A 16154-nucleotide genomic window follows, 5' to 3' on the forward strand; every position below is an offset into this window, starting at 1 on the left:
TCAATGACCTCCCGTACGGCGACTACGTCGGGACGACAGTCTGTCGATAAACAGATTCACACCAATGGTGAGCGTGCCGATGGCCAGCGCCGGAATCACGATGGCCGGCGCGCCCTGGTTGAGGCCGCCGATGTTTTCCCGCACCAGCGAACCGAGGTCGGCGTCCGGCGGTTGCACGCCCAGGCCCAGGAAGCTCATGCCGCTGAGCAGCAACACGATAAAACCGAAGCGCAGGCCGAGGTCGGTCAGCACCGGGTTGAGCATGTTCGGCAGGATTTCCACGCAGGCGATGTACAAGCGGCGTTCACCACGAGTACGGGCGACTTGCACGTATTCCAGGGCTTCGATGTTCACCGCCATGCTGCGGGCGATACGGAAGGCGCCGGGGGTGAAACTCAGCACGGCGGTGCAGATCAGCAAGGTCACCGAAGAGCCGAAGGCCGAGACCATGATCAGCGCCAGCATCTTGCTCGGGATCGAGATAAACGCGTCCATCAAGCGACTGATCACTTCGTCCAGCCACTTCGGCGACACCACTGAAAGCAGCGCACAACTGGTGCCCAAACCACTGGCCAACACGGCGGCGATCAACGCCAGGCCGACAGTGAACTTCGCGCCGACCAGAACGCGGCTGAGCATGTCGCGCCCAAGGTAATCGGTGCCAAACGGGTAAAGGGCACTGATGCTATCGAAGACATTGTCGGAGACCACTTCACCGACCGGGTGCGGTGCCAGCCACGGGCCGAAGATCGCCACCAGCAACCAGATCACGCACATCGCGGCCCCGATCAGACCCAGCCAGGCCGGGCCATGGGACACCTTGCCAACCGACAGGTCGGGGGTCGCAGGCGTCGATTTCACAATGAGATTGTTCATTGGTTTCTCAGCCTCGGATTGGACAGAATCGCGCACAGGTCGGCAATCAGCACCAACCCCAGGTACGCGGTACAAAACAACATGGTGCAGGCCTGGACCAGCGCCATGTCGCGGTTAGTCACGGCATCGACCATCAGGCTGGCGATGCCGGGGTAGTTGAAGATCGTCTCGACAATCACCACCCCGCCCAGCAAGTACGACAGGCTCAGGGCGATGGCGTTGGCAATCGGCCCGATCGCGTTGGGCAAGGCGTGGCGCAGCACGATGCGCATCGGGCTCACGCCTTTGAGCCGGGCCATTTCCACGTAGGGGCTGTCGAGTTGATCGATGACGGCGGCGCGGGTCATGCGCGCCATTTGCGCGACGATCACGCAGCACAGGGTCATCACCGGCAAGGCGTAGGTGCGCATGAATTGCCACGGCGAGGTGATGTCGCTGGCGTAGGACAGCGCCGACAACCAGCCCAGGTTCACCGCGAAAATCAGCACCGCCAGGGTCGCCACCAGAAACTCCGGCACGGCGACCATGGCCAGGGTGAAAAAGCTCAGGAAGCTGTCGATGCGCCCGCCCCGGCCCATCGCCGAACCGATGCCCAGGATCAACGCCACCGGCACCGACACCAGCGCCGTGGCGGCCGCCAGCATCAGGGTGTTCGGCACCCGGCCCGCCATCAACTCGGTGACCGGCATCGCGTTGGACACCGACAACCCCATGTCGCCGCTGAGCAGGCTCATCAACCAGTGCAGGTAACGCAGCACACCGGGCTGGTCGAGCCCCAGTTTCAGGCGCAGTGCCGCCACCTGTTCCGGCGTGGCGAACTGCCCGAGGGATTGTTGCGCCGCGTCCCCCGGCAAGACCGCCGTGATCGCAAACACGACCATGGACACGATCAACAAAGTCACGATCGCGGCGCCCAGGCGCCGGCCGATCAACCACAGTGTGTTGCTATTCATCGCCTACCCTCCTGCACTGTCCCTGACGTACCACTCGACCATCCATCAAGCATCCAGCCAGACCTGTTCGGCGAACATGTAGCCCATGAAACCGCCCAGCGGGTTGCTGCCGTAGCCTTTGATGCGCTGGTCGACGCCGTCGATGTTGCTGATGAACACCGGCACGCCGATGCCGCAGTGGTCATGCACCAGGGTTTGCATGTCCGCGTACATCTTGCTGCGCTTGGCGTCGTCGGTTTCACCGCGAGCGAGCATCAGCAGCTGGTCGAACTGGTCGTTCTGCCAACCGGACTCGTTCCATGGCGCCTTCGACTGGAAGAACTGCGAGAACATCACGTCGGCGTTCGGTCGCGGGTTGATGTTGCCGAAGCTCAGCGGGTGCTTCATCCAGTGGTTGGACCAGTAGCCGTCGCTCGGCAAGCGGTTGACGTCGAGCTTGAGCCCGGCCTGTTTCGCCGATTGCTGCAACAGCACGGCGATGTCCACCGATCCGGTGGCGGCCGGGGAAGCCACCAGCGGCATGCTGATGCTTTCCATACCGGCCTTCTTCAGCAGGAACTTGGCTTTTTCCGGGTCGTAGACGGTTTGCGGCAGGTCGGCGTTGTAATAACGCGAACCGGGGGCAATCGGATGGTCGTTACCGACCACGGCAAAGCCACGGAATACGGCGGATTTGATCTGTTCGCGGTCCATCAGGTGCTTCATGGCCTGGGTGAACTCCGCGCTTTTGCCCGGCATCTGATCCTGGCGAATGATCAAATCAGTGTAGTTGCCCGACGGTGCATCGACGACCCGGTGCTTGGCGCTGGCCTTGATCCGGGTGGTGGAACGCGGGTTGACCTCGTTGATCATGTGTACGTCGCCGGACAGCAGCGCGTTGACTCGCGACGCTTCGTCACCAATGGCGATGAACTCGATCTCGTCGAGGTACGGCAGGCCCGGTTTCCAGTAACCGGTGTTGCGCGCGGCAATCGAGCGCACGCCCGGTTTGAATTCCTTGACCTTGAACGGCCCGGTGCCGATACCGGCGTTGAAGTCGGTGGTGCCTTCGGGAACGATCAGCAGGTGCGACACGGCGAGGATCGACGGCAACTCGGCGTTCGGTGCGCTGAGGCGGATCTGCACTTCGTTGGTGCCGGTGGCCTTGATCTCGGCGAACTGTTCCATCAATGGCATGACTTTGGAGCCGGTCAACGGATCCTTGTGCCGCGACAGCGAGAACACCACATCCGCAGCGCTCAGGGTCTTGCCGTTGTGGAAGGTCACGTCCTTGCGCAGGGTGATGGTCCACAGCGTCGCGTCGGTGTTGTCGATGCGTTCAGCCAGTTCCAGTTGCGGCACCAGGTGCGTGTCGAAACGGGTCAGGCCGTTGTAGAACATGAAGTGGCGCACGTAGTCGGTGGACAGCGCGCCTTTGGCCGGGTCGAGGGTGTCGGCGGTGGAACTGGACATCCCGGCGACGCGAATTCGTCCTCCCGGTTTGCCTTTGCCCGGTGCCGCGGCCTCTTCGGCAAACAACTTGCCCGCGGCGCCGAACAGGCTGCCGGCGCCCGCAGCGGCCACACCCGCCACGCCGAGCATTTGCAGGGCGTGACGGCGCGACATGCCACGATTGAGGCCTTCGAACACGCGCAGGCTGTCCTGGCCGGAAATCAGGGGTGAGTCGATCTTGTTGTCAGTCATATCAGTTGTACCTGTCGAGAAGGAGAAGGCTCCGGTTGTCCGGGGCGTTGAAACGCAAACGACGGTGACGCCACAACATCAACTCAATGCAAATAGTCCTGGAAGCGGTAATAAGCGCCCACGAACGGCAGGAACCACGGCTTGCCGAAATGCCCGGGGATCGCCGGCCAGTCGAGTTCGCGCCAGGGGTTGGCCTCGACCTTGCCAGCCATCACCTGGGCCATGACCTGGCCCATGTGTACCGACATCTGCACCCCATGGCCGCTGTAGCCCATGGAGTGATAAATGCCGCCGTGCTGGCCGGCCCGGGGGAGTCGGTCGGAGGTCATGTCCACCAGTCCGCCCCAACAGTAATCGATCTTCACGTTGGCCAACTGCGGGAACATCTGCACCATCGCCGCTTGCAGCACCTTGCCGCTTTTGGCGTCATTGACGCTGTCGGACATGGCAAACCGGGCACGGCCGCCGAACAGCAGGCGGTTGTCCGGGGTCAAGCGGAAGTAGTTGCCGATCATGCGGCTGGTGACATAGGCGCGGCGGCCTGGCAGCAGTTGATCGATCAACTCTTTTGAGAGCACTTCGGTAGCGATGACGAAACTGCCCACCGGCACGATCCGCCGCCGATACCAGCCCAAACCGCCGTGCTGACAGGCGCCGGTCGCCAGCAACACTTGCCCCGCGTGCAGTGAACCCTTGCTGGTGTTGACCTGATAGCCGCCCGCCTGGGCTTTCCAGTCCAGCACCGAAGTGCCTTGGTGGATCAGCGCGCCATGCCTCGCCGCAGCCTCGGCCAGCCCGACACCGAAGCGCCCGACGTGCATCTGCACGCCGTTGCGTTGCAGCAAGCCACCGTGGAACTGCGCCGAATTCACTTCATCACGAGTCTGCTCGGCGGACAGCAACTCGACCTCGGCATCGACTTCCTTGCGAATCAATTCGCAGGTGCGCGCCAGGCCTTCGTAGTGCAGCGGCTTGGCGGCCAATTTGAGCTTGCCGTTGCGGATCAGGTCGCAGGCGATCTGCTCCTGTTCCACCAGCGACACCACGCTCTGCACCGCGCTTTCATAGGCCTGGTAATAAGCTCGCGCCTTGTCGGCACCGAGGCTGGCGCTGAGCCCGGCGTAATCCTGGGCCACCCCGGTGTTGCATTGGCCACCGTTGCGCCCCGAGGCTTCGCCGATCACCCGCCCGGCTTCGAGCACCACCACACTGGCGCCCTTCAAGGCCAACGCCCGAGCCGCCGCCAAACCGGTGAAACCGCCACCGACGATGGCCACGTCGACCTGCCCGGGCAACCCGCCGAGCTGGGCACCGGTGAAGGCCGGTGCGGTGTCGAGCCAGTAGGATTCACTGCCCATTGTCTAACCCCTTGTGCCTTAAGAGACTCAGAGACCAACCAACGCAGCCAGCCCACCGATATCGGTGATCTGCTGGTAGCCGTAGAACGCGTTGCCCGGCACTTCATGGCCACGGGCGACGAAGGCCTTGTTCTTGATCTTCATGTCATGGGCCGGCATCAGGTCGTAACGGAAGCTGGAGGACACATGCAAGATGTCTTCCGGTCCGCAGTTGAGGTTGTCGAGCATGTACTCGAACGCGGCCAGACGCGGCTTGTAGGCCTGGGCCTGCTCGGCGGTGAAGACCTTGTGGAACGGCGCGCCGAGTTTGTCGACGTTGGACATGATCTGGCTGTCGCTGGCGTTGGAGAAAATCACCAGGGGGATTTTGTCGGCGATTTTCGACAGGCCGGCCGGGACGTCCGGGTGCGGGCCCCAGGTCGGCACGGCGTCGTAATACAGCTGGCCTTCGTCGCGGTAGGCGATGCCCCAGCGCTTGCAGGTCCGGGCCAGGGCGGTCTTGAGGATTTCGTCGTACGGCATCCAGTCGCCCATGACCTGGTCCAGGCGATAGGCCGAGAAATCCTTGACGAACTGATCCATCTGCTCGGGTTTGACGCGATCGGCGAAAAGCTCGCGAGTCATCGTGCCCATGTGGAAATTGGTCAGCGTACCGTAGCAGTCGAACGTAATGAATTTGGGGCGAAGAAAGCTCATTGAGTGCGGTCCTGAAGTTCGTTGAGGTCATGGCGTGACTGGCATTCGCGTCGTGGGAAAGGCTCAGATGCAACGCTGCAGCACACCGTCATTACAACACCGTGAAATCAGCAGATGGCGTTAAAAGCGACCTCTGCTCGATACAAACCACCGTTTTAGCCACCCCCCTCAGCAGACTTTGCGGCCCGCTCCAGCCTTGGGCAAACCCCGTATTTGTGCGCTCTTATGGACCTTTATAGCCCGGTGCGGCCGGCCTGTGCCGCGATTGGCCGCAGAAACTGCGTCGGGCGGAATGAAAACGGGCGCTTCCCTGAGAAGGCGCCCGTTTAGATGCGGTTAGATGGCTGACCGATAAACTGTGGCGAGGGAGCTTGCTCCCGTTCGACTGCGAAGCGGTCGCAAAACCCGCGAATGCGTATTACCTGAAAAAATGTGGTGACTGGTTTTGGGGGCGCTTCGCACCCCAGGGGGAAAGCTCCCTCGCCACAGGGGATGTGGTGTTATTGGAGGATATCGATCAGCACGCTCTTGAAGCGCAAATTGGCTTCGAAGGCTTCACGACCCAAATCCTTGCCAATGCCCGAGCGCTTGTAGCCGCCCGTCGGCAGGATATAGTCGTTACTGCGCCCGTAACGGTTGACCCACACCGTCCCCGCCTCCAGCTTGCGCACCAGTCGCAAGGCGCGATTGATGTCGGCGGTGTGCACACCCGCCGCCAGGCCATAGGTGGCGTGGGCGGCCAGGCTCAGCGCCTGCTCTTCGTCATCGAACGCCTGCACCGTCAGCACCGGGCCGAAGATTTCTTCGCAGACCGCCGGATTCTGGTTGTCGAGGCCGGCCAGCAACGTCGGTTGGTAGTAAGCACCGCCCAACCCATCGAACAATCCGCCGCCGGTCAGCACTTCGGCCCCGGCCTGGCGCGAGCGCTGGACAATGCCGTCGATGCGATTGGCCTGGAGCCGGGAAATGATCGGCGACAGCGTGCTCTCGGGCGACCAGGTCGGGCCGGGGCGCAGCGCTTCGAAGTACGCCTGCAACTGCGCAATAAACGGCTCCATGATCGAACGCTGGATCAACAGCCGCGAACCGGACACGCAAACCTGCCCGGCATTCCCGGTGATGGCCAGCGCCACGGTGCGCGCGGTTTTCGCGATGTCCGGTACATCAGCGAACACCAGTTGCGGACTCTTGCCGCCGAGTTCCAGCGTCACCGGTTTCGGCCCCACCAACGCACACGTGGACATGATGCTCGACCCGGTCGCGGTGGACCCGGTAAAGGTCACCTTGCCGACTCGCGGATGACGGCACAAGGCATCGCCGGTAACGCGGCCATCGCCCTGCACCACGTTGAAAATCCCCGCTGGAACACCGGCCTGCAACGCCAGTTCGGCAAAGCGCAGACTGGAGAATGGTGTCAGTTCCGAAGGTTTGAGCACCACGGCATTGCCTGCGGCCAACGCCGGGGCGACTTTCCAGGAGGCCATGCTCAGCGGGAAATTCCACGGTGCGATGGCTGCGATCACGCCATAGGGTTCGGCGATCTGCATGCCCAATCGGTCGGTCTGGGTTGCCGCGACCTGGCCGCCGTGCTTGTCCGCCAGTTCAGCAAAAAAGCGAATGCCTTCGGCGACATAAGGAATGTCCCAGGCGATCACATCTTTATGCGGGCGGGTCGAGCCGACGGCTTCCAGTGGCGCGAGGATTTCGGCATCCGCTTCGATCAGGTCAGCCCAACGGCGCATGACCCGCGCCCGCTCCCGGGGCGGCCGGCTGGCCCAATCGCTGCGGTTGAACGCCTGCCAGGCATTGTTGACGGCTTCATCCACCAGGTTGGCATCGGCCACCGGCAACCCGGCATACACCTGACCGTCTGACGGTCGCACGACCTCCAGTCCGGGTTGAGCGTCGCGGTATTGGCCGCCGATAAAGTGAGCGCTGCGCACAGCGATAAGACGAGGATCGAAGCTATCCATGGAGCACTCCAAAATAGGGCTGGCGAGTCGTTGATTCAGGCTTCCATCGTAGAAAAAAAGCCCAAGCATTTGCTGCCGACCTTGCCGTGCAATTAAGTAGTAAGTGTGGTCTTGTGGCCTCAGCCTCGCGGAATCTGCCGAATGTTCCGAGCCCTCTTGTCAGGCGTTTACGCAGATGGGATACAAGCACCATCACGCCGGGAAACCGGCCGCTAACGGAGACTCGCCATGCCCGCCCCTTACGTTTATCGCCCGATGACTGCTGCCGATCTCCCGGCGGCCCATGCCTTGTCCGTGCAACTGAAATGGCCCCATCGGCTGGACGATTGGGCCATGGTGCTGCGCATCAGCGAAGGCTTTGTCGCGCTGGATGGCGAGCGTCTGATCGGCACGGCGTTCACCTGCCCTCAAGGGGATTTCGCCACCATTGGCCTGGTGATTGTCAGCGACGACTATCAAGGCAAAGGCATCGGTCGCCAGTTGATGGAGCAGGCACTGGATGCTTGCCAGAATCGCACGCCAGTATTGAACGCGACCCTCGCCGGTGCGCCGCTGTATGTCAGTCAGGGCTTTGTGGAATTCGGGCGGATTGAGCAGCATCAAGGACTGGCGCAAGCACCCGCTCCTGCGCCGCTGGCTGACGGTGAAACCTGTCGCTCACTGCGTGACGCCGATAAGGCCCGAGTGCTGAAACTGGCCAACACCAGCACCGGAATGGATCGACACGCCGTGCTCAGCGATCTGTTCGATGTCATCGAGCACGCCGTGGTCATCGAGCGTGACGGCCAGGTGCGCGCCTTCGCCATGCTGCGTCCCTACGGCCGTGGTCGCGGCGTCGGCCCGGTGGTTGCAGAAAACCTGGAGCAGGCCCAACACCTGATCGCAACGTTGTTGGCCCAGGTCCCGGACACCTTCGTACGCATCGACATTCCGGCGGACAACGGCCTGAGCGACTGGCTGGAAACCGCCGGCCTCAAACAGATCGACACCGTCGCACAAATGGCCCGTGGCACCCCGCCGCAAGCGGCCGACGGTGTGCTCCAGTTTGCCGTGGTCACCCAAGCCATCGGCTGATCGCTCGGCCTGATCGAACCCACGTCACCCCACACCTTTATTTGTATGGAGCGTCACTCGTATGTCCCAACCTACCGTTCTGCTGTTGGCGCGCGCCGACGGCAGCCGCGTTGTCACGCCGTTCAAAACGCTGCCGTTGAGTGCGACCGATCCGTTTATGGAGACTCGCCGGGTCGCCTGGTCCGGTAATGACGGCATATCTGCAGGTCTTGTGGAAACCGGCGAAGTACTGGATATCGAGGATTTTCCGCACACCGAAGTGCTCGTGGTCCACGCCGGCCATGTGCAGCTGAAAACCCCGGACCAGACGTTGGAACTGGGCGTGGGAGCCAGCGCGGTGATCGGTCGCGGGACCACGCTGCGGATCGAAGCGCACGCGGCTACGCAATGGGCGTTTTGTGCCATGACCACCGCCGTGCCGACGCCAGGCCTGACCCTGCTTGATCCACTGGCAATGCTCTCGCCTTCGGCAGCACCGCAAGCGCAAATCCTGATCGGCCCGACGCCGCAATGCCGGTCACGCAACGCCTTTGAAGACGAGGCGACCGATCTGCGCGTCGGCGTCTGGGACTCGACGCCTTACGAACGTCATGGCCGTGCGCACAAGCTCAATGAACTGATGCACTTGCTCGAAGGCAGCGTGACGTTGCTTGCGCCCGACGGCGCAAGCGTGACAGTCAACCCCGGCGACAGCGTGTTCGTGCCGCAAGGTGCGCCCTGCGCGTGGAAAAGCTCGCGCTATGTGCGCAAGGTATATGCGGTCAAATAGCGGTATGCGCCAGCAGACACTGGACCAAGGCGTCAAACACCACCTTGCAGCGAGGGCTGTTGCGCAGGTCTTCGTGCATGGTGACCCAGGCGTCCAGCTGGAAGGTCAGGTGTTCGGGTAATACCTGCACCAGATTCGCGTCGCGCCTGGCCACGGCCGACTGGCAAAAACCAATGCCAGCGCCCGCCCGAATCAGGGCCAGTTGCGCCAGGTCGCTGTCGCTGCGCAGGGCAAAGCCTTCACGGCTCCAGCCGGGCACTTGTTTGCTGGCGGCGCGCAGGAACGGTGTCTCCGTGTCGAAGCCGATCATGGTGTGCCCAACCAGATCGGCCGGCAGTGCCGGCGTGCCGAACTGCTGCAGATAGTCGACCCGGGCGTGTAGCCCGACCTTGACGTGACCGACACTGCGAGCGATGAGTTGCTCCTGTTTCGGTGCGGTCATGCGCACCGCGATGTCGGCCTCGCGTTGCAACAAATCCTGCACGCGGTTGGTGGCCACCAGTTCAATAGTGAGTTGCGGATGCGCCTGACGCAGTCGTGCCATCGCCAGCGGCAACACTTCCACGGCAATCACTTCGCTGGCGGTAATGCGCACGGTGCCGCCAGTGGTTTGGCCCTGCCCGGCCATTGCCCGCTCCAGCGCCGCCGCGTTGCTGTGCATGGCCTCGGCGTAACTGCGCAAGGTCAACGCGGCTTCGGTCGGCATCAAGCCGGTCCTTGAGCGCGTGAATAACGTCTGTTTAAACGAGGCTTCCAGTTCGGCAACGTGGCGACCCACCGTGGGCTGGGTAATGCCCAGCGCCCGCGCAGCCGCCGACAGCGAGCCATGGGTCAGCACCGCCAGAAAGCTTCGATAGAGTTCCCAACCGATATTTTTAGTCATACATAAATGTATAGATAGTGGTTGATATTCCGCAATTTCTTTCATTCCGCGCCTGGCGCCAAAATGGATTTCAATTGTGGAGAACGTGATATGGCGCAGAAAGTTCTGGTATTGGGTGCAACAGGCGGCATCGGCGGTGAAGTGGCGCGTCAGTTGCGCGACGCGGGATGGCAGGTCCAGGCGCTGCAACGCGGCCTCGCGCAAAGCAGTGAAACCCGCGAGGGCATTCTCTATCTGCGTGGCGATGCGCTGAACCGCGAGGACGTGATGCGCGCCGCGCAGGGTTGCAGCGTGCTGATCCACGGGGTCAATCCACCCGGCTATCGTCGCTGGAATGAATGGGTGCTGCCGATGATCGACAACACCATCGCCGCCGCGCTGAAGGAAGGCGCCACGGTGGTGTTGCCCGGCACGGTCTACAACTTCGGCCCGGACGCCTTCCCGCTGTTGACCGAGGATTCACCGCAGCACCCACTGACCCGCAAAGGCCAGATCCGCGTCCAGCTCGAACAACGCTTGCTCGCCGCAACGCAAAAAGGCGCGCGGGCGATTGTGCTGCGCGCTGGCGATTTCTTTGGTCCGCAGGCCGGCAACAGTTGGTTTTCCCAAGGGATGATCAAGCCTGGGCAAGCGGTGAAACGCATCAATTTGCCGAGCGATCCCGGCGTTGGCCATCAGTGGTCGTATTTACCGGATGTCGCGCAGACCGTCGTGCAATTGCTCAACCGTCGGGAGCAATTGGCGTCCTTCTCTACCTTCCATATGGACGGGCATTGGGACGCCGATGGCACGCAGATCGCCAGCGCCATCGCGCGCTGTGTCGAACGTAATGGCGGGCAGGCGAAACTGCGCGCCTATCCGTGGTGGCTGGCGCGGCTGGTCTCGCCGTTCATGACCACCCTGCGTGAACTGTTGGAGATGCGCTACCTGTGGCAAACCCCGCTGCGCATGGACAACAGCCGTTTGCTGGCGGTGCTCGGGACCGAGCCGCACACACCGTTGGAGCAAGCGGTCGAAGCCACCCTGCAAGGTCTGGGCTGCCTTTCCCTCCCCAACCATTGAAATTTTCAGCGATACTCGGCGCACCTCTCATAGGATTTGAAAGTGAGCGCCGAACCGATGAACAACAAAAAACACACACTGCTCTTCTGTGGATTGCTCGCCCTGCCTTGGGGCGTGCAGGCACAGGAAACCCCATCGCACCTGGACAGCGTCATGCAGCAAGGCGTGCTGACGGTCTGTACCACCGGGGACTACAAGCCCTACACCTACAAAGCTGAAAACGGCGAGTACGAAGGCATCGACATCGCGATGGCCCGCTCGCTGGCTGACAGCCTGGGCGCCAAGGTGAAATGGGAGCAAACCACCTGGAAGACCCTGATGCCCGACCTGCTCGCGGGCAAATGCGACATCGCGATGGGCGGGATTTCGGTCACGCTGGAGCGGCAGAAAAAAGCGTTCTTCAGCAGCACGCTGGATGTCGATGGCAAGGTCCCGTTGGTGCGCTGCGAAGATCAGGCGCGTTACCAGACCATCGAGCAGATCAACCAGCCGGCAGTGCGGCTGATTGAACCGGCCGGTGGCACCAATGAAGCGTTTGTCCATGCCTTCCTGCCCAAGGCGCAGTTGCTGCTGCACGACAATGTGACGCTGTTCCAGGCGCTGCTGGACAAGAAAGCCGACGTGATGATTACCGATGCGTCCGAGGCGCTGTATCAGCAGAAACTCAAGCCTGGGTTGTGTGCGGTGAACCCGAGCCAGTATTTCCAGTATGGCGAGAAGGCTTATCTGCTGCCGCGGGATGACGTGGCGTAGAAGCAGTATGTTGATCAGTGGTTGCATCTGAGCAAGGTGACTGGGAATTATCAGAAAGTGGTTGGCGAGTGGTTGGCAAACCCTGGCCAATAATCATGCTCTTATGGTTTAGGGGCTTTTGTGGCGAGGGGGCAGCCCCCTCGCCACAGGTCATGAAGCTTGCGTTGCGGTCGCGTCCGATCTTCTTTAACCGGCCTGCAACCGCTGCCGATACTCACTCGGCGTCTCCTGCATTTCATGGCGGAAGTGCCGATTGAAATTCGACAGGTTGGCATAACCCACTTCGAAGCAGATGTTGGCAACGCTGAGGCTGCTCTGCGCTAGCAAGCGACAGGCCCGCTGGACCCGCAGTTTGCGGGTCAGGTCGACGAAAGTGTGGCCGGTCGCCCGTTTGAAGAATTTGGAGAACGCCGGTTCGCTCATGTCCAGGCGCTGGGCGATGACGGACAGGCGCAGTTCGTCGGCGAGGTCGTTGAGGATGTAGTCGAACACGATGCTCATGCGCTGGGCCGTCAGGGCATCAAGCATCGGCGCATATTGCAGGCTGGCGAGGGTTTTTCGTTGGCTGTCGGGCGCCGAGGCCAGCAGTTGCAGCAACGACAGGAACAGGCACAACCGTTCAAACCCCTGGCTCTGGCCGATCTGTTCCAGAAGCTCGGCGGCCTTCTTGCGGGTCCCGCCGCTGAACTCGATCCCCCGGGCTGCTTGCCGGAACAGGCTTTGCAGCTCATTGAGCTCCGGGACCAGGTTGCGCAATTGCATCATTGCCTGACCATCGAACTGCAACACCACGTCACGCCCCACGATCACCTCGCCTTTGCCTAGATCACTGATCCAGTCGTGGGGCAGGCCCGGTCCGATCAGCGCCACATGCCCGGCTTCGAACAGGCCGATGTAATCACCCGCCAACAGCCGACCACTGCCTTCGCGGATCAAGTGAATTTCGAACTCGGGATGATGATTCCAGCGCGCCAGGTCGAACGGATAGTCATGCTGATACCAGCGAAAACTGTGCTGCGGCTCGTTGAGGATGACTTCGAGCGCGGGCTGTTTGTCCGCGGTGGCGTACTGGCTCATCACTATCGCGTCCTTCTTATTCTTGTCGGTCAAGCAAGATTCACACTAAGGCGTGTGGGTTGCCTAGCGCAATGATCGGCGACCACTGATACTTTTTTGCCGCCGGCGCGTGCGGTTAAAAAAGTATCAGTGGGGCGTGTGCCGTTGATTTGTGAGGGCCTTGGGGAGCTGGTGTAATCGCTGCGCCATCCCAGATTACAACAATAAAAGATTCTGCTGCCCACGCCGCAGAGCGGAGAACACCATGAAGCTATTGCCCCACGCGCTGTTGCTGTCCGCCGGTTTTTCCTGCGCCCTGCTCGCCCAGGCTGCCGATACCGTCACCATCGCCACCGTCAACAACAGCGACATGATCCGCATGCAAAAGCTGTCGAAAACCTTCGAGGCCGCGCATCCGCAGATCAAGCTCAATTGGGTGGTGCTGGAAGAAAATGTCCTGCGCCAGCGCCTGACCACCGACATCGCCACGCAAGGTGGGCAGTTCGACGTGCTGACCATCGGCACTTACGAAACGCCGTTATGGGCCGCGAAAAACTGGCTGGAGCCTATGAATGACCTGCCCGCCGGCTATGACGTCGAGGACATCTTCCCTTCGGTGCGCCAGGGGCTTTCGCTCAACGACACGCTCTACGCCCTGCCGTTCTATGGCGAAAGCACCGTCACTTATTACCGCAGCGACCTGTTCAAGGACGCCGGGCTGAGCATGCCCGAGCACCCGACCTGGACCCAGCTCGGTGAGTTCGCCGGCAAGCTGCACCATCCTGACAAAGAGCAATACGGCATGTGCCTGCGGGGCAAGGCCGGTTGGGGGGAGAACATCGCGCTGCTGTCGACCATGGCCAATGCCTTTGGCGCGCGTTGGTTCGACGAGAAATGGCAACCGCAACTCACCGGTCCCGAGTGGACTGCCGCCGCCAATTTCTACGTCGATACGCTCAAGCGCTTCGGCCCGCCCGGGGTGTCGAGCAACGGCTTCAACGAAACCCTGGCGCTGTTCAACAGCGGCAAGTGCGCGATGTGGGTCGATGCCAGCGTCGCTGGCTCCTTTATCACGGACAAGACCCAGAGCAATGTCGCGGACAAGGTTGGCTTCGTTGCAGCACCGACGCAAGTCACGGACAAGGGCTCGTCCTGGCTGTATGCCTGGTCACTGGCGATTCCCACCAGTTCCAAACACAAAGACGCCGCCAAGGCCTTTGTGACCTGGGCCACTTCCAAGGAATACATCCAGCTGGTCGCGCAGAAGGACGGCATCAGCAACGTGCCGCCGGGTACGCGGATGTCCACCTACAGCGATGCCTATTTGCAGGCCGCCCCCTTCGCCAAAGTCACGTTGCAAATGATGCAGAACGCCGACCCCGCGCACCCGTCCATGCAGCCGGTGCCCTACGTCGGCATCCAGTACGTGACCATTCCCGAGTTCCAGGCCATCGGCACCTCGGTCGGCAAGCAATTGTCCGCGGCGCTGACCGGGCAGATGTCGGTGGAGCAAGCGTTGGCCAACGCCCAGCAGAGCACCGAGCGTGAAATGAAGCGCGCCGGGTATCCCAAATAACGCCACGACATTCAGCCTTAACGAACGGATGAAAAAAATGAAACGTCTGGAAGGAAAAAGCACCCTCATTACCGGTTCGGCCAGAGGCATCGGCCGGGCCTTCGCCCAAGCCTATATCCACGAAGGCGCGACCGTGGCAATTGCCGACATCAACCTGGAACGGGCGCAAGCCACGGCCGCCGAGCTGGGCCCGCAGGCCTATGCGGTCGAGATGGACGTTACCAATCAGGCCTCGATAGACGATGCCATCGCAGCGGTGGTCGCGAAAGTCGGCAAGCTCGATATCCTGATCAACAACGCGGCGCTGTTCGATCTCGCGCCGATCACCGAGATCTCCCGCGACAGCTACGAACGCCTGTTCTCGATCAATGTGGCCGGCACGCTGTTTACCCTGCAAGCCGCCGCGCGGCAAATGATCGCCCAGGGCCATGGCGGCAAGATCATCAACATGGCCAGCCAGGCGGGTCGTCGGGGTGAAGCGCTGGTCGCGATTTACTGCGCGACCAAAGCTGCGGTGATCAGCCTCACGCAATCGGCAGGCCTTGACCTGATCAAACACAAGATAAATGTGAATGCCATCGCCCCCGGCGTGGTTGACGGCGAGCATTGGGACGGCGTCGATGCGCTGTTCGCCAAATACGAAAATCGACCGATCGGAGAAAAGAAAAGACGGGTGGGCGAGGCAGTGCCGCTTGGGCGCATGGCGACCGCGGAAGACTTGGTGGGAATGGCGATTTTTCTGGCATCGGCCGAGAGCGACTACATCGTGGCGCAGACCTATAACGTGGATGGCGGCAATTGGATGAGTTGAGGACTCACCGCGAGAGGCGCTAATTGAGCCTGGCATCGTCTTTTCGCGTATTGTGCAGCGCTGTGAAATACACCGTATGACTGTGAGGGAATGAACGTTGAGTACTGAAGAAAAAATGACCGGGGATCTGTTCGAAGTCGATAAACGCCTGGGGCTCAAGCCTGTCGTGGACTTCAACGCTTATCTGCTCGCAGCCTTCGGCGAGGGTCAATGCACCTGCATCCGCTGCGTCGACAGCAAAGGTGACGAGACCGGTTATGAGTACCAACACACCTTCAACCTGGAAGGACAAGTGCTCAACCGCCGCTTCGCCTCCACCGCCGGTAGCGATGTGCTGATGGCGCTGAAGAAGGCCTGGCTGTCGTATACCAAAGTGGAGCTGGAGGTTTACGGCAGCCTGGCGCTGGCGACCGTCAAAGAGTTTGTCGAGCCGCAACTGCACAAACGCTTGCAGCCGCTGTTCCTGGCCAGTGGGCTGGTCAAGGACGTGGACGGGAATCTGCAATTGCAGCAACAAGTTGCCGGCTGAACCTCATTGCACACAGGTTCCACGCCAATAAAAACGCCACTCCATTGAGTGGCGTTTTTGTAAGCAGTTTTCCAGCGTACGACTAGAATCCGGGTACGTTGA

The 16154-nt window shown here is 61.4% G+C and carries 14 protein-coding genes and 1 pseudogene; 7 read left to right on the plus strand and 8 right to left on the minus strand.

The window, feature by feature from the left end; translation table 11 throughout:
• The 6 genes from FQ192_RS26660 to FQ192_RS26685 form a co-directional block, all read right to left on the minus strand.
• The gene (locus tag FQ192_RS26660) at positions 1-876 is read right to left on the minus strand and encodes an ABC transporter permease (RefSeq protein ID WP_123597926.1); all 876 of its coding nucleotides are present in this window, start codon (positions 874-876) and stop codon (positions 1-3) included.
• Positions 873-1829, minus strand: coding sequence for an ABC transporter permease (locus tag FQ192_RS26665; RefSeq protein WP_149661195.1), 957 nt, complete (start codon positions 1827-1829; stop codon positions 873-875). Before FQ192_RS26665 ends, FQ192_RS26660 begins: the two co-directional genes overlap by 4 nt.
• Before the next feature lie 45 nt (positions 1830-1874).
• Entirely contained in the window at positions 1875-3512 is a 1638-nt protein-coding gene (locus FQ192_RS26670) for an ABC transporter substrate-binding protein (protein ID WP_149661196.1), read from the minus strand.
• Between the two features lie 83 nt (positions 3513-3595).
• Entirely contained in the window at positions 3596-4870 is a 1275-nt protein-coding gene (locus FQ192_RS26675; RefSeq protein ID WP_149661197.1) for an FAD-binding oxidoreductase, read from the minus strand.
• Positions 4871-4897: 27 nt separating this feature from the next.
• On the minus strand, positions 4898-5566 hold the full coding sequence (locus tag FQ192_RS26680) for a haloacid dehalogenase type II (RefSeq protein WP_149661198.1): 669 nt from the start codon (positions 5564-5566) through the stop codon (positions 4898-4900).
• A 500-nt stretch (positions 5567-6066) separates the two neighbouring features.
• Positions 6067-7539, minus strand: coding sequence for an aldehyde dehydrogenase (locus FQ192_RS26685; RefSeq protein ID WP_149661199.1), 1473 nt, complete (start codon positions 7537-7539; stop codon positions 6067-6069).
• 228 nt (positions 7540-7767) lie between these two features.
• On the opposite strand from FQ192_RS26685, the gene FQ192_RS26690 reads away from it, so the two are divergent.
• Together FQ192_RS26690 and FQ192_RS26695 are read left to right on the plus strand one after the other, a co-directional pair.
• A complete protein-coding gene (locus tag FQ192_RS26690; RefSeq protein ID WP_149661200.1) occupies positions 7768-8613 on the plus strand; it encodes a GNAT family N-acetyltransferase in 846 nt (281 codons plus the stop codon).
• A gap of 61 nt (positions 8614-8674) precedes the next feature.
• The gene (locus tag FQ192_RS26695) at positions 8675-9382 is read left to right on the plus strand and encodes a cupin domain-containing protein (protein WP_149661201.1); all 708 of its coding nucleotides are present in this window, start codon (positions 8675-8677) and stop codon (positions 9380-9382) included.
• Here the strand turns inward: FQ192_RS26695 and FQ192_RS26700 are convergent.
• Positions 9375-10265 carry a LysR family transcriptional regulator gene (locus tag FQ192_RS26700; protein WP_149661202.1) on the minus strand — a complete coding sequence of 297 codons (891 nt, stop codon included), beginning with the start codon at positions 10263-10265 and terminating at the stop codon, positions 9375-9377. The genes FQ192_RS26695 and FQ192_RS26700 overlap by 8 nt on opposite strands.
• 90 nt (positions 10266-10355) lie before the next feature.
• Between FQ192_RS26700 and FQ192_RS26705 the strand changes: the two genes are divergently transcribed.
• Both FQ192_RS26705 and FQ192_RS26710 read left to right on the plus strand, forming a co-directional pair.
• Positions 10356-11327 (plus strand): NAD-dependent epimerase/dehydratase family protein, encoded by a 972-nt coding sequence (locus tag FQ192_RS26705; protein ID WP_149661203.1) that lies wholly within the window; start codon positions 10356-10358, stop codon positions 11325-11327.
• 57 nt (positions 11328-11384) lie between these two features.
• Positions 11385-12173 (plus strand): annotated as a pseudogene (locus FQ192_RS26710) (transporter substrate-binding domain-containing protein).
• 93 nt (positions 12174-12266) lie between these two features.
• On the opposite strand, the gene FQ192_RS26715 reads toward FQ192_RS26710, so the two are convergent.
• Positions 12267-13157: an AraC family transcriptional regulator gene (locus FQ192_RS26715; protein WP_149661204.1), complete on the minus strand. Its 891-nt coding sequence runs from the start codon at positions 13155-13157 to the stop codon at positions 12267-12269.
• Between the two features lie 244 nt (positions 13158-13401).
• On the opposite strand from FQ192_RS26715, the gene FQ192_RS26720 reads away from it, so the two are divergent.
• The 3 genes from FQ192_RS26720 to FQ192_RS26730 all read left to right on the plus strand — a co-directional run bounded on the left by FQ192_RS26720 (position 13402) and on the right by FQ192_RS26730 (position 16052).
• On the plus strand, positions 13402-14712 hold the full coding sequence (locus tag FQ192_RS26720; protein ID WP_149661205.1) for a sugar ABC transporter substrate-binding protein: 1311 nt from the start codon (positions 13402-13404) through the stop codon (positions 14710-14712).
• A gap of 37 nt (positions 14713-14749) precedes the next feature.
• On the plus strand, positions 14750-15523 hold the full coding sequence (locus FQ192_RS26725) for an L-iditol 2-dehydrogenase (RefSeq protein WP_149661206.1): 774 nt from the start codon (positions 14750-14752) through the stop codon (positions 15521-15523).
• Between the two features lie 97 nt (positions 15524-15620).
• On the plus strand, positions 15621-16052 hold the full coding sequence (locus FQ192_RS26730) for a hypothetical protein (RefSeq protein WP_178129251.1): 432 nt from the start codon (positions 15621-15623) through the stop codon (positions 16050-16052).
• The last annotated feature ends 102 nt before the right edge of the window (positions 16053-16154 follow it).

Origin of the sequence: Pseudomonas sp. ANT_J12 (assembly GCF_008370045.1) — a bacterium.
Classification (GTDB): Bacteria; Pseudomonadota; Gammaproteobacteria; order Pseudomonadales; family Pseudomonadaceae; genus Aquipseudomonas.